At 73.3% G+C, this 19,692-nt stretch carries 15 protein-coding genes; 3 read left to right on the top strand and 12 right to left on the bottom strand.

Features of this window, described 5'->3' with window-relative positions:
- Positions 1-142 precede the first annotated feature (142 nt).
- Genes VMF70_13955 through VMF70_13945 form a run of 3 tightly spaced genes read left to right on the top strand, consistent with a single transcriptional unit; the run spans position 143 to position 4,230 of the window.
- A complete protein-coding gene (locus tag VMF70_13955) occupies positions 143-2,368 on the top strand; it encodes a VIT domain-containing protein (protein ID HTT69123.1) in 2,226 nt (741 codons plus the stop codon).
- Positions 2,369-2,405: 37 nt separating this feature from the next.
- Positions 2,406-2,897: a sigma-70 family RNA polymerase sigma factor gene (locus VMF70_13950; protein ID HTT69122.1), complete on the top strand. Its 492-nt coding sequence runs from the start codon at positions 2,406-2,408 to the stop codon at positions 2,895-2,897.
- Positions 2,884-4,230, top strand: coding sequence for a zf-HC2 domain-containing protein (locus tag VMF70_13945; protein ID HTT69121.1), 1,347 nt, complete (start codon positions 2,884-2,886; stop codon positions 4,228-4,230). Before VMF70_13950 ends, VMF70_13945 begins: the two co-directional genes overlap by 14 nt.
- A gap of 82 nt (positions 4,231-4,312) precedes the next feature.
- Here VMF70_13945 and VMF70_13940 read toward each other — a convergent pair whose 3' ends face one another.
- The 12 genes from VMF70_13940 to VMF70_13885 form a co-directional block, all read right to left on the bottom strand.
- Positions 4,313-5,512: an FAD-dependent oxidoreductase gene (locus VMF70_13940; protein HTT69120.1), complete on the bottom strand. Its 1,200-nt coding sequence runs from the start codon at positions 5,510-5,512 to the stop codon at positions 4,313-4,315.
- Positions 5,513-5,692: 180 nt separating this feature from the next.
- Complete coding sequence (locus tag VMF70_13935; protein HTT69119.1) at positions 5,693-6,982, bottom strand: hypothetical protein; 1,290 nt, start codon at positions 6,980-6,982, stop codon at positions 5,693-5,695.
- 58 nt (positions 6,983-7,040) lie between these two features.
- Positions 7,041-7,595 carry a cytochrome c gene (locus VMF70_13930; protein HTT69118.1) on the bottom strand — a complete coding sequence of 185 codons (555 nt, stop codon included), beginning with the start codon at positions 7,593-7,595 and terminating at the stop codon, positions 7,041-7,043.
- Positions 7,588-8,094 (bottom strand): DUF3341 domain-containing protein, encoded by a 507-nt coding sequence (locus tag VMF70_13925; GenBank protein ID HTT69117.1) that lies wholly within the window; start codon positions 8,092-8,094, stop codon positions 7,588-7,590. Before VMF70_13925 ends, VMF70_13930 begins: the two co-directional genes overlap by 8 nt.
- Positions 8,091-9,443 (bottom strand): NrfD/PsrC family molybdoenzyme membrane anchor subunit, encoded by a 1,353-nt coding sequence (gene nrfD / locus VMF70_13920; GenBank protein HTT69116.1) that lies wholly within the window; start codon positions 9,441-9,443, stop codon positions 8,091-8,093. The genes VMF70_13925 and nrfD overlap by 4 nt, the downstream gene beginning before the upstream one ends.
- 13 nt (positions 9,444-9,456) lie before the next feature.
- Entirely contained in the window at positions 9,457-12,426 is a 2,970-nt protein-coding gene (locus tag VMF70_13915; GenBank protein HTT69115.1) for a molybdopterin-dependent oxidoreductase, read from the bottom strand.
- A 19-nt stretch (positions 12,427-12,445) separates the two neighbouring features.
- Entirely contained in the window at positions 12,446-13,093 is a 648-nt protein-coding gene (locus VMF70_13910; protein HTT69114.1) for a cytochrome c3 family protein, read from the bottom strand.
- A gap of 151 nt (positions 13,094-13,244) precedes the next feature.
- A complete protein-coding gene (lgt, locus tag VMF70_13905) occupies positions 13,245-14,237 on the bottom strand; it encodes a prolipoprotein diacylglyceryl transferase (GenBank protein ID HTT69113.1) in 993 nt (330 codons plus the stop codon).
- A gap of 53 nt (positions 14,238-14,290) precedes the next feature.
- On the bottom strand, positions 14,291-15,037 hold the full coding sequence (locus tag VMF70_13900; GenBank protein ID HTT69112.1) for a hypothetical protein: 747 nt from the start codon (positions 15,035-15,037) through the stop codon (positions 14,291-14,293).
- Positions 14,998-15,813 carry an amidohydrolase family protein gene (locus VMF70_13895; GenBank protein ID HTT69111.1) on the bottom strand — a complete coding sequence of 272 codons (816 nt, stop codon included), beginning with the start codon at positions 15,811-15,813 and terminating at the stop codon, positions 14,998-15,000. The genes VMF70_13900 and VMF70_13895 overlap by 40 nt, the downstream gene beginning before the upstream one ends.
- On the bottom strand, positions 15,810-16,982 hold the full coding sequence (locus tag VMF70_13890; protein ID HTT69110.1) for an aminotransferase class III-fold pyridoxal phosphate-dependent enzyme: 1,173 nt from the start codon (positions 16,980-16,982) through the stop codon (positions 15,810-15,812). Before VMF70_13890 ends, VMF70_13895 begins: the two co-directional genes overlap by 4 nt.
- Before the next feature lie 7 nt (positions 16,983-16,989).
- Positions 16,990-19,692 carry a heparinase II/III family protein gene (locus VMF70_13885; protein HTT69109.1) on the bottom strand — a complete coding sequence of 901 codons (2,703 nt, stop codon included), beginning with the start codon at positions 19,690-19,692 and terminating at the stop codon, positions 16,990-16,992.

Here is a 19,692-nt window from a genome sequence, read left to right as displayed (position 1 = left end):
TTGCCTCTCACCTCTCACGTCCTTGCCTCTCACCTCTCACCTGAACCTCTCACGCCTCACCTCTCAGCTCTCACGCTTCACCCGCTGTGCAAGTTCTTCTCCCCCACCCGTCTCCCGGTCAGAACCCCAACCGGGAGCACCCATGTTGAGACGTCTCGCCGTCGCTGCAGGTCTGGTCGCGCTCACCGCGGGCGCGCTCGAGGCCCAGGGCTGGATCGAAATCCAGCGCCCGCTCCCACCCGGACTGCCGTCCCAGGTGGTCCGGGTCAGCTCCGCGGTCCGCACCACCATCGAGGGCCGCGTGGCCCGGGTCGAGGTCGAAGAGCAGTTCCGGAACGCGGGCGGCGGCCTCGCGGAGGGCAGCTACCTCTATCCCCTCCCCGGCGAGGCGGTGTTCACCGACTTCTCCCTGTGGATGGGCGAGGACCAGGTGCGCGGCGAGGTGATGGGCGCGGACCAGGCCCGGGGCATTTACGAGGACATCGTGCGGCGCCTGCGCGACCCCGCCCTGCTGACCCTGGAGGGCCACGGTCTCGTCCGTGCGCGCATCTTCCCGCTCCACCCCGGCGAGACCCGCAAGGTGGTGATGCGCTACACCCAGGTGCTCGAGCGCGCCGGAGACGCGCTGCGGCTCCGCTATTCCATCGGCGACCGGCCGACCACGGCCGGCCGCGGCTACCTGGACCAGCCGGCGCCGACCCCCACGGACGCGTTCCGCTACACCGTGAGCGTGCCGGATGCCGACGCCTACGGCACGCCGTACTCGCCCACCCACCGGGTGACGACGCGGCGCACCGGCACCGGGATGGAGATCACGCTCGATCCGGACGCCGCGGGCGACGTCGAGATCTTCATCCCCCTGCGGCGCGGCCTGGTGGGCACCAGCGTGGTGACCAACGCGCCCGGGGGCGAGGACGGGTACTTCATGCTGCTCGTGTCCCCGCCGACGGCCGAAGACGGGCCGGCCATCCCGCGCGACCTCACGCTGGTGCTCGACGTCTCGGGCTCGATGTCCGGCGAGAAGATCGATCAGGCCAAGGCGGCGCTCCGGCAGGCCATCACCACGCTGCGGCCCGTCGACCGCTTCCGCCTGGTCGCCTTCTCCACCCGGGTCGTGAACTTCCGCGACGGCTTCGTCCCGGCCACGGAGGACAACCTCCAGGCCGCCCGCGCCTTCCTCGACGGTCTCGCGGCCGACGGCGGCACCAACATCGCCGGCGCGCTCGACGCCGTGCTCGGCGCCGACACCCCGGCCGAGCGGCTGGCCATCGTGGTCTTCGTCACCGACGGCATTCCGACCGTGGGCGAGCAGTCGCCCGAGCGCATCGCCTCGCTCGCCGGCGGCCGCATCGGTCACGCGCGCATCTTCACCGTGGGCGTCGGGACCGACGTCAACACCTACCTGCTCGACCGGCTCGCCGTCGAGGGCAAGGGCAGCGCCGAGTACGTGCCGCCCGGGGCCGACATCGAGACCGCGATGAGTGCTGTGCTGGCGAAGATCCAGCACCCCGCGCTGGTGAACCTGCGCCTGGCGGGGAGCCCGGTGGCCTTCGAGCAGACGTACCCGGCCAGCCTCCCCGACTTGTTCTACGGAGAGGAGCTCGTGGTGTTCGGCCGCTACCGGGGCACCGGATCGGGCCCCGTGGTCGTGACCGGGGAGCGCAACGGCCGGATCGAGCGCTTCACCGCCGATGCGTCCTTCCCGGCGACGGCCGCCGGGAACGACTTCGTTCCCCGGCTGTGGGCGTCGCGCCGGATCGGGGACCTTACGCGCCAGATCCGGATCGAGGGCGCCACGCCCAGCCTGGTCGAGGAAGTGCGCGCCCTGGGGCTGCGCTACGGCATCCTGACCGAGTACACGTCGTACCTGGTCCAGGAGCCGACGACCGCCTGGAACCAGCCGGCGCCGATGCCCGCCTCCGCGGTGCTGCGGGGCGGTGCGGCGGGGGCCGCGCAGCAGACCGGGCGCGACGCCTTCGCCAACGCCAAGGCCAGCGCCGCCCTGGGCGGCGTCTCGACGCTCGACGCCGCGGACCACGTGGCCGGTGCGCGCGCCCTCGAGCTGGCGGCGGCCGCCCCGGGCCGCAGCGCCGTGCGCCGCGTGGGCGGGCGCCTGTTCGTGCAGTCGGACGGCGTCTGGACGGACGCGGCCTACCGGGACAGCTTGAAGGTCGTCGAGGTCGCGCCGTTCAGCGACGCCTACTTCGCGCTGGTGCGCGCACTGCCCGAGATCGCCCGCTGTCTCCCCGTCGGCGACCAGGTCCTCGTGGCGGGACGCCACACCGGCGTCAGGATCGCCGCCACCGGCCTGACCGCGTGGCGGACGGGCCAGCTGGAAGCGCTGGTGCGGGAGTTCAGGGGCGTCTGAGCCGCGCCGAGGGAACCGGAGGTACGACACGACCGACGTGGCCGAGCTGTACGACCGCTATCACGACTCGCTCGTCCGGCTGCTGTACCGCCGGACGGGCGATCGTGACAGCGCCGAGGACCTGGCGCAGGAGGTGTTCGTCCGCGCGCTGGAGACGCCGCCCGCCAACCCGCGGCCGTGGTTGTTCGCCGTGGCCTTGAACCTGGCGCGGGAGGACTGGCGGCGGGCCGCGCGCCGCGGTCGGAGGCTCGAGCTGCTGAAGGGCGAAGTCGGCGGCACCACGGCGCCGGCGGCCGACGCGGCTCTCGAGAGCGACGAGCGGGCGTCCGCCGTGCGGGCCGCTCTGGCAACGCTGGGCGAGCAGGACCGCTCCGCGCTGCTACTCAAGGCCGAGGGGTTCAGCTACGACGAGATCGCGGCGGCCCTCGGCCTGGCCAAGGGATCGGTCGGAACGACCCTGGCGCGGGCGCGCCGGCGCCTGGTCGAGTCGTTCCACGGTCAAGGACGGGTGCAACATGTCGCACATTGACGACGGCAGGCTCAACGCGCTGCTCGACGGCGAGCTGGACGCGGTGGACGTCGCCACCGTACAGGCGCATATCGCCGCCTGTCCCGAGTGCGCCAGGCGGTTCGAGGAGGCGAAGCGGTTCCTGGCCGAGTCCGCGGACCTCCTGGGGGCGCTGGAGCCGCCCGCGGCCGCGGCCCCCGCTCAGGCCTCGAGGCGGGTGTCCCGCACCGCGAAGGAGGCCGCGCTCGACGTGGACGAGGCGACGCAGCAGAGCCCGGCGATCCGTCCGGTGGCGGTGGAGCCGCTGCTGCGCCGCCCGCCGCGCCCGAAGCCGGAGCGGCGGTTCGATCCCACGTCGCTCGCCTGGGCGGCGATCATCGTGCTGGCCATCGGGGTCGGCTACCTCGCCAACGAGGTTCGCCACGCCCGGGAGACTCAGGGCCCGGCGACGGCGATCGTCCCGACGGCCGCCGCGCAGCGGGCCGCGGGGCAGGTCGACTCGAATGCCGGAGGAGCCGCGACCACCGCGCGCGCACGGGACGTTGCGGCGCAGCCGCCGGCAGTGAGCGGCGGCAGGCGCGGGTCGCAGGGGCCGCCGGCGGCCAAGGCGCCGCCGGGCGAGGGTGAGCCGCCGGTAGCCGGACGGACGTCCACCGGCCTCGGACACAAGCGGCTCCAGCCGCCCGGCCGAGCCGCGGCCAACCTCGCTCTCCAGGCGCCTGCGCAGCCGACCAAGGCACTGGACGCGGCGTCCGCTCCCGGTGCGGCGGGCGGCGTCGCAGCCGCGGCCCCTGCCCCTGCCGCGGCCCCGGCCGCGGAGCGCAACGCCCCGCAGGATCGCCGCGCCCGGCCGGTGGCGGAGGGCGGCGCCGACTCGGTGCTGACGGTGGTCCCGCGCGAGCCGGAGGCGACCGGCGCGCACGCCCAGGAGGAGGCGCGGCGCGGCGCCGCGCCCGGCACCGCCTTCCGCACTGCGACGCTCGAAGAGGCGGTCGCGAGCCTCGGGGGCACCATCCGGCTGGTGGACGGCCTCGAGATCGAGCGGGTGCAGATCGGCCCCGGGCGGCTGGTGGCCGGAGCGGACAGCGCCGGCGAGGTGGTGCGGGTGACGTACACCGAGGCGGGCCGGGCGCTGCTGCTCGACCAACAGCGCGTGGAGGCCGTGGCGGGCGCCCCGGCCGGGGAGCGTGCGGCGCGGGCGGCGGACGAGCTGGGCCCGGGCGACACCGTGCTCACCGTGGCTCCGGACGGCTGGGGGCGGGCGCGCTGGCTCGATCGTGGCGGCTTGTGGCTGTCGCTGAGCGGGCGCGTCCCGGCCGACACGCTCCGCGCACTCGCCGAACGGGTGCGCTAGCCGCCGGCACGACGAGCGCCCGGCGGAACTCCGCCGGGCGCTCGGGAAACGTGGGACCGCCCGCGCGGCCCGCCGCGGCGCCTCACGCCCCCTCGACGAACTCCCCCGCCGCGATGCTCTTCTGCAGCTGATCGAACTCCTCGGTGCGGTTGGCCGTCATCAGGTTCACGATCACCGCGCCGGTCAGCTTGTGGTCGCGCACGTAGAGCGCCGTGAAGTTGGGCGCCGCGAGGTCGGTGCTCCCCTCGAGGCGGACGGCGTCCGGCTTGTCCGTGTCGCCGAGCACGTTGACGGTCACGTCGAACAGGTCCGAGAAGAAGGCCGACAGGTGCGTGTAGGGCTCGCCGGCACCGGCCATGTTGCGCCCGGCCTGCTTGCCCTGCATCAGGGCGTTGTCCCAGTGCTCCAGGCGGCGGGGCTGCCGCGTGATGGGATCCGGGAACCGGGCCACGTCGCCGGCCGCCCACACCTGCTCCGCGTTGGTCTCGAGCCGCACGTTCACCACCAGGCCGCCGCGGTCGATGCCGAACCCCGAGTTCGCGAGCCAGCCGGTGTTGGGCTCCGCGCCCACCCCTGCCACCACGACGTCGGCGGCGTGCTGCTCGTCGGTCTCGGTCGCGACCCCGCTCACCTTGCCGCCGGCGCTCTTCACGCGGGCCACCCGGACGCCGGTGCGGATCGTGATCCCGTGGCTCTCCAGCATCCGCTTGAAGAAGTCGGACAGCGCGGGATCGGCGAACCGCCCGTACACCAGCGGTCCCATCTCGAGCACGGTCACCTCGGCACCGAGGCCGCGCGCCGTGGCCGCGACCTCCATGCCGATGAAGCTGCCGCCCACGACCACGACCCTGACCCCCGGCTTGATGGCCGCCTTGAGCGCGGTGCTGTCGCTCACGGTCCTGAGCAGGGACACCCCCGGCGTGTCCGCCCCCGGCAGGCCGAGCCGCCGGGCGTGCGAGCCGGTCGCCAGCAGCAACCGGTCGTACTCCAGCCGCTCTCCGCTCGTCAGGGTCACCGACCGCCGCTTCATGTGGACCGACTTGGCCTCCACGCCCAGCCGGTAGCGGACCCGGTTGTCGCGGTACCACAGCGCGTCGTGAATGCGGACGGTCTCGAGCTGTTCCCGCCCCGCGAGGTAGCCCTTGGACAGCGGCGGTCGATGATAGGGAAGCTCGCGCTCGGCGCTGACGACGGTGATCTCGCCGTCGTGGTCCAGCTCGCGGATCCCCTCGATGGCGCTGGCGGCCGCCAGGCCGCCGCCGACGATCACGTATTTGGCCATTTGGGGCTCAAAGGTAGGACTTGGCGCGCGGAGAGCAAGAGCAACGCAGCTGTCAGTGGTGAGGGTGTTGCGAGACGCCGAGAAGCGCCGGACCGACCCCTCGGCGCTCACGGCTCGCAGCCACTCGCAACGGTGCGTCTCGCAACTTCCCTGCCCACCGATGCCCGGTCGTCTGCCGCCTCAATGGTGGCCCTGGCCCTCCGCCGCCATCCTCTCCAGCAGCCGCGGCGACACGATCGGGAACCTCGTGGCGAACCATGCGTGACTCAGCCCCCATACGCCGGCGAAGCCCGCCGTCACCGCCAGCTCGGTCCAGCCGAGCGGCGCGCGCGACGCCGACTGCACGATGGACGGGACCACGAACACCCAGCGGTCCAGCCACAGGCCCACCAGCGAGATGACGGCGAACGTGCCGAGGATCTCGGGGGTCTGCTTCGGCTTGACGCCCATCAATCCCCAGAAGGGGATCACGAACACGAGGCAGACCATGAGGATGCCGATCGTCCGCCACGGCTCGACGGCGATCCGCATCATCATGAAGCTGGTCTCCTCGGGCATGTTCCCGTACCAGATCACGATGAACTGGGAGAAGAAGAAGTACATCCAGAAGACCGTGAAGGCGAAGCACAGCTTGCCGAGGTCGTGCATCGTCCGGGAGGGGATCAGCTCCTCCAGGCCGAGGTGGCGCCGCCAGAAGATGGTGGTGAGCGCGAGGACCATGAGGCCCATGAGCCACGCCGCCACCGCGAGGTAGCCGCCGAGGAGGTTCGACAGCCAGTGCGGCGCGAGGCTCATCACCAGGTCGAACGCGACCAGCGTCATCACCAGGATGTAGATGATCACCACGGCCGCGCCGATCTGCCCCAGCCGTTCGTGCGAACGGGCGATCTGCGCGCCCTCGTCCGCCGCGCCCGGCGTCCAGCCGCGCGCCAGCCAGCCGTACAGCCGGCCCCCGCGCCCGGGAGACTGCGACGTCAGGAGTGCCGCGTCGGGGCGCAGCGAGTGGTACATGTACCAGAAGCTCACCGCGAACAGGACGACCAGCGCGGCCCCGTCGCGCAGGAACACGAACCAGTCCCTGAGCCAGAAGCTCTTCGGCCACTCCTCCACGGGCGCCGCCACCCACGGGAAGATGTGGACCCGCCCGAACCACAGCACCACGAACAGGAGGAGCGCGACCGGCAGGAACGCCACCGACGCCTCGGCGATGCGCCGGACCGGGTGGCTCCAGTGCGCGTTGGACAGGATCTGCGAGGCGGAGAAGACGACGCCGGCCTGGGACAGGCCGGTCCAGAACAGCCAGTTCACGAAGAAGGCGTGCCAGGCGCGATCCGAGCCGTGACCCGGGAGCAGAACCAGGAAGCTGCCCCCGCCGACCACCGCCAGCGCGACCAGGAACGGCACGAGCCATCCGGGCAGGGGCCGCCCCAGCTTCGCGAGCACCGCGTCCCGCAGCGAGTGGTCGGTCATGCCGCCGCCGTCCCCCGCCGCCCCGGCGCTCCGGCGACGCTCGAACCCTGCGCTCTGGTCACGGCAGCAGTCCTTGCAGCTTGCGCACGTAGTTGACCACGTTCCACCGGTCGGTCGCGTCGCGGATCTTGTCGCCGTACTTGGGCATGATGCCGCGGCCCTGCTTGATCATCGCGTAGATGTAGCCGTCGCTCCGCTGCTGCGTCGTCGGATGCGTGATGTCGGGCGGCGGCACGAACTTCGGCACCACCGTGCCGTCGGAATGTCCCGCCGGCCCGTGGCACACGATGCAATAGCTGTCGTAGAGGAGCTGCCCCCGCTGGAGCGACGCCGCGGTCGGCGGCACGGGGTTCCTGAGCCCCTTGAGATCGGTCAGGATGTCGAGCGAGTCCTCCTCGCCCGTGACCGGCACGGCGCCCGGCGGCGGCATCCGCTGCGCCCCGCTGTCGAGCGCGCCCGCCTCGAACGGCCGCACCACCACCTGCTGCTGCATGGTCGTGAACCACGGCACCTTGGCGATGGCGTTGTCGAGCGTGGTGCAGCCCGCCGCGCCGAGCGCCAGCGCCAGCGCCGCCGCCGCGGCCGCGCGACCCTGGACCCGCGGCTCAGACATCCTTCACCTCCTCGGCGCCCGCGGCCGCGAACAGCTCGCGCGCCTCCGCCAGCTGGGCGGGCCCACCGAACGCCACGACGCCGAACTTGTCGTCGCTGAAGCGCGGGTCGTAACCCGGCGCGCGGCCCAGCTTGGGCAGGCCCGCCAGCAGGAACATCCCGCCCACCGTGATGAGCGAGCCCAGGAGGATCGTGGTCTCGAAGCCGATCACGATGAACGGCGGCCAGGAGATGATGGGCTTGCCGCCGGTGATCAGCGGCCAGTCGAGCGAGGTGGCGATGGCGTAGAAGAAGCCGAAACAGGTGCCGAACAGCGCGCCGAACAGGGTGAACACCCGCACCGCGCTGACCTTCTGCTTCAGCGCGTCGGCCAGCTCGGGCCGGGGCACGGGCGAGTACACGCGGTAGTTGGCGTAGCCGCGCGCCTTCAGCTGCTCGATCGCGGCGACCGTCGCGTCCAGGTGGCCGAACACCCCCACGATCCCGGGCCCGGCGCTCATCGCGCGCCCCCCGCCCGCAGGGGCGGCGCCGCCGCCTCCTTCAGCTCGGAGACGGCCACCACCGGCAGGAACTTGATGGCCAGCAGGAACCACATCGAGAACCAGCAGAAGCTGCCGACCAGGATGCCGATCTCGGGCCAGCGGAAGAAGTAGTACGTCCACTGCCACGGCTCGTACTCGTGCGACAGCCCGGTCACGATGATGACCCAGCGCTCGAACCACATCCCGATGTTGATGAAGATCGAGATCGCGAACAGCGCCGAGAGGCTGGTCCGGATCTTCCTGAACCACAGCAGCTGCGGGACGAACACGTTGCAGGTCAGCATGATCCAGGTCGCCCACCAGTAGTCCCCGAAGGCGCGGTTGTAGAACGACGCCCGCTCGAACGGGTTGCCGCTGTACCAGGCGATGAAGAACTCCACCCCGTAGGCGTACGCCACGATCAGGCCGGTCAAGAGGCAGACCTTGGCCAGGTTGTCGAAGTGCCGGACCTGGATGTAGCGCTCCAGGTGGTACGCCTTCCGCAGCGGCACGAGGATCGTGATCACCAGGGCGCAGCCCGAGAAGATCGCGCCCGCCACGAAGTACGGCGCGAAGATCGTCGCGTGCCAGCCCGGCACGATGGCCATCGCGAAGTCCCACGACACGACGCTGTGAACCGACAGCACCAGCGGCGTCGCGAAGCCGGCGAGGTACAGGTACATCTTGCCCCAGTGGCGCCACTCGCGGTCCGACCCCTTCCACCCGAACGACACCAGCCCGTACAGCCGCTGGCGCCAGCCCGCCGCCTGGTCGCGCACGGCGGCGAAATCGGGGATCAGCCCCATCGTCAGGAACGTGGCCGACACCGTGAGGTAGGTCGAGATCGCGAAGACGTCCCACACCAGCGGCGAGCGGAAGTTCGACCACACGCCGCGGAAGTTCGGGTACGGGAAGACCCAGTAGGCGTACCAGGCGCGGCCGAGGTGGAGGACCGGGAACAGCCCCGCCGTCATCACCGCGAACACCGTCATCATCTCGGCGCAGCGGTAGACGGCGGTGCGCCACGTCGAGCGGAACAGCAGCAGGATCGCGCTGATCAGCGTGCCCGAGTGCGCGATGCCCACCCAGAATACGAAGCACGCGATGTACGTGCCCCAGAAGATCGGCGGCTGGTAGCCGGTGACGCCCAGGCCGTAGCGGAGCTGCCAGCCCCACGAGACGGCGCCGAACGCCAGGCCGAGGAGCACCAACCCCAGGCCGACGTAGTACTTGCGACCCGGCGGGCGCAGCGTCGCCACGATGTCCCGCGTGACGTCGGCGTAGGACGGCTCGGCCGCGACGGCGGCCCCCGACAGCGTCTCGGCCACGGTGCCCACGGCGCTAGGCCCCCTCGGTCGCGATCACGCGCTCGAGGTACGTGATGCCCGGCTTGGCGTTCAGCATGTCGAGCGCGTGGTAGCCCCGTGCGTCCGTCTTGCGCCGGCTGACGCGGCTCGCCGGGTCGTGCGCGTCGCCGAACAGGATCGCGTCCGCCGGGCAGGTCTGCGCGCAGGCGGGCGTGATGTCGCCGTCCGCGAGGTCGCGCTTCCTGACCTTGGCGTCGTTCTGCGCGAACCGGATGCGCTGGACGCAGAAGGTGCACTTCTCCATCACGCCCTTGGTCCGCACCGTCACGTCGGGGTTGAGCTGCCAGTTCAAAGGCTCGGCGAACGCGAAATACGGATCCTGCTCGCGCCCGTAGTCCCACCAGTTGAAGTAGCGCACCTTGTACGGGCAGTTGTTGGCGCAGTAGCGCGTGCCGACGCAGCGGTTGTAGACCTGGCCGTTGAGGCCGTCGGGCGTGTGGTACGAGGCGTAGACCGGGCACACCGGCTCGCACGGCGCCAGCTCGCACTGCTGGCACAGCATCGGGATCTGGCGCACCTGGAAGTCGGTGCTCGAGGTGTCGCCCTCGAAGTAGCGCTCCAGCCGCATCCACGCCATCCCGCGGTGGCGGAGGGTCTGCTCCTCGCCCACCACGGGGATGTTGTTCTCGGCATAGCAGGCGGTGACGCAGGCCTGGCACCCGGTGCAGCGGGAGAGGTCGATGACCATCTCCCACTTCGGGTTGGGCTTGGCGTAGATGCCGATCTCGGCGCGGGCGCGCTGCGATGCGGCCGCGGCGGCGACGGCCGCGCGCTCCGCGTCGCTGAGCGTGGCTTCGGGTCCCGGCTCGACGCGGCCGGCGAGGGCGCCCGCCACGCTCACCGCGCGCGCGATGCCGCGCCCCAGCTGCCGCGGGCTGCCCTCGGTGGTGGCGAGCTTCTGCCACCGCCCGGTCTTGGCGAGCGTCACGCGCGTGGAGCAGAAGGCGAGCGCCCCCGAGGCGTCGGTCGCGTCGGCCCCCAGCAGCTCGAGCGGGTTCGCCCCGCGGCCGCGGGCGGTGCGCCCGTAGGCGCGGTGCCCCTGGCCGACGGGCATCGCGACCACGTCGGGGCGCACGCCGGGATACAGGTAGACCAGAGCCTCGACGCTGCCGTGCGGCGAGGTCACGGTCACCACGTCGCCGTTCGCCACGCCCAGGCGTGCCGCCGTGGCCGGGTTCACCTCGACCCAGGTCTGCCAGGCGATCTTGGTCGCGGCGTCGGGCAGCTCCTGGAGCCAGCCCTTGTTGGCGCCGCGCCCGTCGAACAGCGACGCCGACGGGTAGACCACCAGCACCAGCCCCGCGGCCGCGTCGCCGTCGAACGCGGGCGCCTGGTAGGACAGCCGCGCGAAGTCGGGCACCAGCCGCACCGCCCGGGCCGGCGCGGTCGCGAACTCGCCGCCGTGCTGCAGCGCGCGGTCCAGCGCGCCCGGCGCCACCCCGGCGGCCACCAGCTCGCGCGCGCTCGTGGCGCCGCGCCCGACCGCCTTGCCCGCCCTGGCCGCGATCGCCAGCAGCACGTCGGCGGCCTGGCGGGTGCCGTCGAAGACCGGCGTCATCGCGGGCTGCACGAAGCTCCGCACCCCGGCGGCGGGCTCCACGACGCCCCACTGCTCGAGCGGCGTGAGGTCCGGGAGCACGTAGTCGCACAGCTCCGCCGTCTCGTCCAGATGGCTCGCCAGCGCGACCTTGAGGCCGACCTTCCTGAAGGCGTCGGCGAACCCAACGCTCCTGGGCAGCGAGAAGGCCGGGTTGGGCCCCTGCACGATCGCCACGTCGATGGAGCCCGCGCGCATCGCGGCCACCCAGGCGACCGCGTCGCGGTAGCGCGAGACCCGGTCCCACGGGGAGGTCGCGTGGTAGCGCACGGTGCGACCGACGTTGCCCGCCACGTAGTTGAGGAGGTTCACGGCGGCGGCGGTCTGGGTCGCGGCGCGGTGCTGGCCGGCCACGCCACCCGCCACCGCCAGGCTCGGCCGCGCCGCGGCGAACTCGCGCGCCACGCGCTCGATCACGTCCTCGGCCACGCCCGTGGCATTGGACACGCTCCGGGTCGTGAACCGCGCCAGGAAGCCGCGGACGCGGTCGGCCTCGGCTCCGGACAGCTCCGACTTGCCGTGCCGCACCACGGCCGCGGCGATGCCGAGCGCCAGCAGGCCCTCGCTGCCCGGCTTCGGCGCGATCCACGCGTCGGCGTTGAAGCCGGTGAGGCCGCGCCGCGGCTCCACGGCGACGAACTTCGCCATCGCGCCGTCCTGCCAGCGGTGCGCCGCGGCGAACTGGCGCGCGTACTCGACCGGCGAGAGCCAGGTCTCGAGGAAGTCGGCGCCGAAGGAGAGCACGTACCGCGCCGCCGCGAAGTCGAACTCCGGCACCGCCGCCACCCCGAAGGTGAGCTGGCTGGCCTCCTTCAGCGGCTCGTAGGCGAACGGCTCGTAGCGCAGCCGCCGCCGCGAGCGGAACGCCGCGAGCCACTCGTCGTAGAACGCGTCCAGCGTGCCGCTGTCGGCGCCGGTCACCAGCGCCACGCGCTCGGGCCCCGACGTGGCCGCCACGCCCAGCGCCATCCCGATCGCCTGGATCGCCTCGTCCCACGGCACCGGCTCGAAACCCCGCGCGCTGCGGCGCAAGGGCTGCCGCACGCGGTCGGGGTCGTACAGCCCCTGGAGCGCCGCCTGGCCGCGGGCGCACAGGTGCCCGTGGCCGATCGGGTGGAGCGGGTTGCCCTCCACCTTGATGGCCCGGGCCTCGCGCGTCTTCACCACGATGCCGCAGCCCGCCGGGCACTCCCGGCAGGTGGAGGCGTAGTACTCCGGGATCCCGGGGATCAACTCGTCCGACTCGTTGACGTAGGGAAGCATGCGCTCGCCGGACACGGGCGAGCAGCCGGCGGCCACCCCGATGCCGGCCGCACCCGCCACCTGCAGGAACCGCCTGCGCTCCATCACGCTCCTCGACGCTCGGCTAGAAGTGGCACGCAGTGCAGTCGCGGGTCACGCCGCGCTCCATGTGGCAGTTCGTGCACCAGCCCATGTTGCTCACGTTGCGCACCGGGAACACGCGCGGCATCTGCTGGATGTTGCCGTGGCAGGTCTGGCAGGCGAGACCGGCCGCGACGTGGCGCATGTGCGGGAAGTGCGCGTATTCCGGGATCTTGTTGATCCGCACCCACGGGATCGAGACGCCCTTGGCGTAGAAATCCCGGAGCTTCGCGATGTCGGCGTTCGGGTTCCCCGCCGTGTCGGGCGCCGACGTCACGAGGTGGCAGCCCATGCACGTGCTCTCCGACGGCAGGTTCACCGTCCAGGAGTTGGCCGCGTTGTTGTGGCAGTACAGGCAGGGAATGCGATACTGGCCGGCGTGGACGTCGTGCCGGTAGAAGATCGGCTGCACCGGGCCCTTGAGCCGGCCCAGTCTGGGCCAGTCGCCGCCCGGCCGCACGCCGTCGAGGCTGGTGTAGCCCGCGCCCGCCGACCGTGGAATCGCGCTGAACGCCGTGTCGGCCGGCGCGCGCGCCGCGGCGCCCTGACCCCTGACCAACGAAACGCCGGCGAGTGCTGCGGTCAGACCGAGCAGCACACCGCCGGCGATCACATAGGTCGAACGCGTCATCCAGGCCCTGGCCAGAGGGTGAGACGCCGCAGACGTCGTATGGGGAAAGGACGCGGCATTCTAGCAACGAGTGAAAGTATTCACAAGGGCCGCCGGGGCCCGGAGGGGCCCGGTCGCAGCGCGGCGCGGCGGTGGCGGGTCCGCGCCGCTTTCAGGCTGCCGAGGGGGGCGGCGGCGCGGCGGCGGGCGGTGCGACCCTGGCCTGCCACAGCAGCAGCACGACGCCGCCCAGCGCCAGCAGCAGGCTCAGTACCTGGCCCATCGAGAGCGGTCCCAGGACCGTGCCGAGCGGGTGGGCGGGCGTGACGAACTGCGGGTCCGGCTGGCGGGTGAACTCGATGAGAAACCGCGCCGCCGCGTAGAGCAGCAGGAACAGCGCCGCCGGCGTGCCGGGTCGCAGGGTCGCGCGGCGGCGCAGGTACACCGTCCACAGGGTCGCGCCCACCACGGCGCCTTCGAGCAGGGATTCGTACAGCTGCGACGGATGGCGCAGCGGCACCTGCACCGCGATGGCCGCCCACCCTCCGCTGGCGCGCAGCGCCGCGTAGGCGTCGTGCCAGTTCATGCTTCCGGCACGCGCCAGCTCCGGCGAGAGTGCGAGCGCCGCGGGGTCCGTTGGGAACCGCATCCCCCACGGCAGGCCCGGCGGTGCCACGCGGCCGAACAGCTCCCCGTTGAGGAAGTTCGCGATCCGCACCAGGAAGATCCCGACCGGCGCCGCCAGCACCAGGGCGTCGGCCAGCCGCCGCCAGGCGATCTTGCGGCGGCGCGCGAACAGCACCGAGGCCACGACGACGCCGGCCAGGCCGCCGTGAAACGACAGACCGCCCTCCCACACCTTGATCAGGTCGAGCGGCCGGGCGAACATGGCCGGATCGTAGAACAGCGCATAGCCCAGGCGCCCGCCGAGCAGCACCCCCACCACGAGCCATCCCACCAGGTCGCTCACCGCCGCGGAGGTGAGCGGCAGGAACCGGTCGCGCACCATCTTGTCGAGCAGGGCGCCGGCGGCGAGGAAGCCGGCGAGATAGGCGAGCCCGTACCAGCGCACCGCCAGCGGGCCGAGGTGGAACGCGACGGGATTCCATCCGGGGAAGACGATCTCGGCCAGGACCACTCGAGCCACCTCGGTCAACGCGAACACGCGCCCGAACAGGGACGCGCGCCGGGCAAGCTATGCGGGTGGGCGCGACGCCGCTACTCGGCGAGCGCCCGGCGCGCGAGCGCCGCCTCCGGGAGCCGGAAGGGGAAGTGCGTTCCGAGCACGAAGCGGTCCTTTCCCATGCTCCGGTGGAGCGCCGCCAGCTGGTCGTCGGGCGGCCCCCACAGCCAGGCGATGTCCCAGTGCAGGCGCGCGGCCTCCTCGGGCGTGGAGCCGAAGTGCACCTCCTCGATCAACGCGCGGTCCGCGTTGGTCACCAGGACGCGCACCCGCGGGTGCGCGCGGACCGTCGCGCGCACGTCGGCGCCCAGCAGCTCGCCCGCGACGTCGAGCCGGTGGCGCTGCCGTCCGTCCTCGAGGCGCACCGTCAGCACCAGCGCGAGATCGAGATCGCCGCACGCCCCCGCCAGCGCCCGCATCTCGGGACCGGCGGCGTCGAACCCGTAGTGGGCCGGATAGGTCCGGACCGCCGGACATCCCCCGGCGCGGGCGCGCTCCAGCTCCCGCCGCCAGCCCGGGTACGCTGGGTTCACGGCCGGCACCGGCAGCAGGCGCGGGCGGTGCGGCTCGAGCCAGCGCAGCAGCTCGTCGTTGCCCGCGGCCACGTCGCGGTAGAAGATGCTCGGCACGTGCCCGACCCACGCGCGGGCGATGCCCAGCCGCTCCAGCTCGGCGACCAGCCGCTCCGGCGTCGGGTCGGGCAGACGCCGGAACGGGTACGCGCCGATCAGCGCGTTGTGGTCTACAAGCCCAGGCGGAAGAGCCGCGCCGCGGTCTTCCATCGGATCTCCTCCAGTGCATCGCCCGCGAGGTTCATCGCCTCCAGCGCGCGCAGCTTCGCGAGCCCCGTGTCCATCGTCAGGTCCGTGCCCCACAGCAGCCGGCCCGCCCCCACGCACTCCAGGCACAGCTCGAGCATCCCCCGGTCCACGCCGCTGCCCGAGAGATCCACGAACACGTTGGGCACCGTGGCGAGGGCGCGCAGCGAGTGCGCCCAGTCGCCGCCGCCCCCGATGTGCGCGAGGATGAACCGGCCGGCGCCGTGGCGCGCCGCGAGCGCCGCGAGATCGAGCGCGTCGGAGATTTCCTGGCCCGGCACCTCCCGCACGCGGCGCTGCCAGACGTGCTGGAGCACGGGCACCCCGCGCTCGGCCGCGAGCGCCGCGATCGGATCCAGCAGCGCATCGCTCGCGCGGCGGCTGGCGGCGAGCTTGACGCCGACCATCCCCGCCGCGAGACCCAGCTCGATCTCGGCGATGGCGTGGTCCGCGTAGTTGGGGTTCACCGTCACGTAGCCCAGGACCACGCCCGGGTGGGCGCGCGCGATGGCCCGCATCGCCTCGTTCCCGGCCGACACGTCCGGTGGCGACGGGAAGTACGTGGGCGAAGTGTGCCCGAAGCTGCCCAGGATGGAAGCCACGTGCACCGTGATGCCGATGCGCGCGCCCGCCGCGAGGCGGCTGGCGTTCCGCCCGGCCCAGTCCGTCCGCCCGCAGCCCTCGTGGAGGAAGTGCGCGTGCACGTCCACCAGCGGCCGCGGCGCCGCCGCCCGGGTCACGGACCCAGCTCCGGCAGCGTGGCGCGGACGGCGCGCATCGTCTCCTCCACCTCGGCGTCACCGTGGGCGAGGCTGGGGAAGTCGTAGGCGCCGCGCTTGAGGAGCACGCCCCGGCCGACGCATCCCAGCAGGAACCGCCGCTCGCGCTCGGGGTCGGAAAACCGCAGGAACCACATCTCGGGCATGCCTTCCACGGTCCACCCTCCCGCCGCGGCGCAGGCCTCCAGCGCCGCCCGGATCCCGGTTCCGACCCGCGCCAGGTGGGCCGCCACGTCGATCTCGGCCCATACGTCGAGCACCGCGCCGGCCGCGGCCAGCGCCACGAACTCCGTGGCGAGCGTCGAGGAGATCCAGGTTTCCCGCACCCGCGCCATCAGCTCGGCACGTCCCAGCAGCGCGGCGAGCGGAAAGCCGTTCGCCAGGGCCTTCCCCACCACGGCCAGGTCCGGCTGGACGTCCCAACGCCGGGCCGCCCCGCCGGCCGCGAGGCGGAAGGCCGTCTTGATCTCGTCGAACACCAGCACGGCGCCGTGCTCCGTCGCCAGGCGGCGCACTCCCGCGAGCCACCCCGGCGACGGCGCGCGCTCGATCACCGGCTCCACGACGATCGCGGCCGCCGCGTCGGCCGCGGTGAGCCGCTCCCCGAGCGCCGGGAGGTCGTCGAACGGTGCCGTGGCCCACATCGCCGCGGTGCCGCGCGGCACCCCGGCCCCGACGGTCGGTCCGTCCAGCCACCCGTGGTAGCCGACATGCACCACCCGCTCGCGGCCGGTGGCGAGCCGCGCCACGCGCACCGCGGCCTGCACGGCCTCGGCGCCGGTCTTGAACCAGCGCGCCAGCCCGGCCCCGGGATAGCACGCGCACAGCCGCTCGGCCACCTCGACCTCCAGCCGGTGCGGCAGCGGCCCCACGGCGCCGTCGCGGGCCGCGCGTGCGGCGGCCTCCACGACCCTCGGGTGGGCGTAGCCCAGGGCGACCGCGCCGAGGGCCATCGTCCAGTCCAGCAGCTCGCGGCCGTCCACCGTCTCCACTCGCGCGCCGCGCGAGCGCACCAGGTGCGTCGGCCCGCCGGGCCCGCCGAACATCGCGTCGGGGCCCTTGGAGCGGGTGGACGTGAAGCCCGCCACGGCCCTCGCGGCGCGCCGCTCCAGGTCGCCGGCGTCGCTCACCCGATCCTCACGGCCGCGCCGCCACCAGCGGCAGCCGGTGGCTCAACGGCCGGTCCCCCGCCAGGTAGAGGCGGCTGCCGCCCGCACCCGACCACACCAGCTGACCGACCCGCCGCTCCCGTCCCTCGCGGAACCGGTTCACGCACAGGTCGAAGCCGAAGTCCCCCACGTCGTCCGGCAGCTCGATGGCACAGGTGATCCGGTAGCCGCGCTCCGTCGGCGCCCACGCACCGTGCAGCATCTCGGACGACGCGTCGGTGCCGCGCACCGCCGACACCTTCAGCTCCGACTCGTCGTCGCCGTCGGGCACCACCAGCCAGCCGAGGAAGCTCACGCCTTCGACGTACACCTGGATCCCGTCCGAGTGGATGTCGGGGCTTTCGTTGTCCCACTCCGGATCCGCCTCACCGCGTGCCCGGAACGCCGGCTCGGGCGCCGTGACCTCGACCGCGAGGAATACCGTCGAGTCCAGGTGGTTCAGCCAGGCCCGCGCGGAGAAGGCCTCCGGGCCCGCCCACGGCTCCTCGGCGCGCCGGAACTGATCCGCCCGATCGAGCGCCAGCGGCTCGTCGACCCGGAAGCCGGCCAGCGTGCCGTCGAGCGCCGGGGGCTCCCGCACCAGGAGGCTCCGCGCCGCGGCGACCCGCGCCTCCGGCGCCGGTGCGGCGGCGGGCACCGCCTCCTCCGGCGGCTCGCGCGCCCCGCCCAGCTCGATGGGATCCCCGCGCCCCAGGTCGATGTGCCAGCCGTGCTCCGTGGGCGCGTGCGAGTGCATCCCGCCGCCCGCGAGCCGGACCACGAACGATCCCTTGTGACACTCGAGCTCCTCGACGCCGCCCTGGTGGGCCACGCACGCGGCGAGCGTCACCTCCTCGCCGGAGGAGACCACGACCGCGAACTGGAGGTCCTCGCCATCGCCGCCACCGACCGGCGGACCCGGCGCGGTCGAGAGCTGCACCTGGAAGGGCTGCCGCCCCGCGAGCAGGACATGCAGCGTCCCGTCGTCGCGCACGAAGGTGAGGCCCGCCCCGTGCGGCTCCACGCGGCCCCACCCGTGCCAGGGGAGCGCCAGCATCCGCTCGCCGACGCCGCTCGCCATCTGGACGACGTCGAGCAGGTACCCGGGCGTCACCACGATGGTGCGCTGCAGGCCCACGCCGTCGTAGGCCGATCCCTCCGCCAGCTGCGCGCACACCCAGCCGTAGTCGCCGCGTTCCTCGTAGCCCACGCACACGCCCTGCGCCGGCCCCTGCGACAGTCCGTCCACCAGCGGCGCGTTGTGCGCCAGGGTCGAGCGGTACCACCCGAGTGACGGCGCGACGTACGACGCGGTGCCGAAGTCCACCAGCCACGGCACGCCGCCCGCGTGGAGCGTGAGGTTGAGGCGATCCGGATGCCCGTGCCCGCCCCCGCTCTCCCCGTAGTCGAGGCTGGCGTAGGTCCGGCCGGCGTCCCGCCGGAAGACCGCCAGCCCGGTGTCCTCGAGGTGCGCCGAGCCGGGCGGCCACGAGGGCGCGGCGGCGGGCGGCAGCGACTCCACCGCCCACACCAGGCCCTTCCAACCCAGGTCCGGCCGCCGCACGCCGGTCGGCGGCTCGGCGCGCTCCACCTCGGTCACCAGGCCCCTGCCGCCCTCGACGACCGCCACCGCCGGGTCGTAGACGTGGACCAGCAGCGCCGCGAGGTCCGCGCGAGCGGTGCGGGCGAGCGCGAGCTCCCACAGCTCCGCCATGCGGCGCTGGCGGAGCGAGACGCCGAACTTGGAGTCGCGGCGCGCCGGGAACGTGAAGTCCGGCAGGGCGGTCCGGACCGGCGCCCAGAATCCGTCGCGGAACTTGGCCGCCGCCGCCGCGTCGCTCGTCCACAGGTCCGCCTCGCCCGCCGTCCGCAGCATCTCGGCGCCCCACGCCAGGCCGCGCAGCGCGAACCAGTGGTAGTTCTCGCCTTCGTACCACAGGCCGTCGGACCGCAGTCCCCCGTCGAGCGTGGCGAGGATGCCTGCGGGGCCGTGCGCCGCGCGCTCGCGGAGTCCCGCGTCGTCCAGCACGGCGCCGAGCGCGTACAGCGCGGCCGCATTCCACGCCTGCCGGTTGGAGCCCGGCTCGTCGTAGTCGGCGATCGTCTCGGCCGAGGGCCGGAACAGCCGGGCCACCAGCTCGCGCTCCAGGTCGCCGGGCAGCCGGCCGTGCTCGGCAAGCAGCGACGCGGCCGCGGCGACCTGCAGCACCCAGATGGACTCGAGGTAGGTCGAGAAGAACGGACGGCTCGGGCCGAGGGCGTTGTCGGCGTTGGGATAGGTCAGGTAGCGGGACGCCAGCCCGGCGAGGATCTCGAGCGCGCGGGCCTCGAGCCGCGGCGCGGCGTCGAGGAGGCCGAGCAGCGCCAGCTGCCAGCACTGCTCCGCCAGCCACAGCTGGTACCAGTACACCCACCAGCGGTGGCTCTGGTCGGTGGCCCACACGCGGCCGCAGCGGGAGCAGCGCTGCCCCTGCGGCGACCACGGGTCGAAGACCAGCTCCGCGCCGTCGTCCCGGCACGCCGCGCCCCAGCGCGACAGCAGGGCCTTGGCTTCCGGGATGTACAGCGGTCGCGCCGCGATGTCGTCCAGCTCGGAGCGCAGCCGCGCCCGCAACGCGGCCAGCTCGGGCGAGGCCGCCAGCTCCGGCCGGCGCCGCTCCAGCGCGTCCAGCGAGACGATCAGGCTGCGCAT

The organism is Gemmatimonadales bacterium (assembly GCA_035502185.1).
GTDB lineage: Bacteria > Gemmatimonadota > Gemmatimonadetes > Gemmatimonadales > JACORV01 > Fen-1245.
This window is presented reverse-complemented; position numbering and strand designations above follow the sequence as displayed.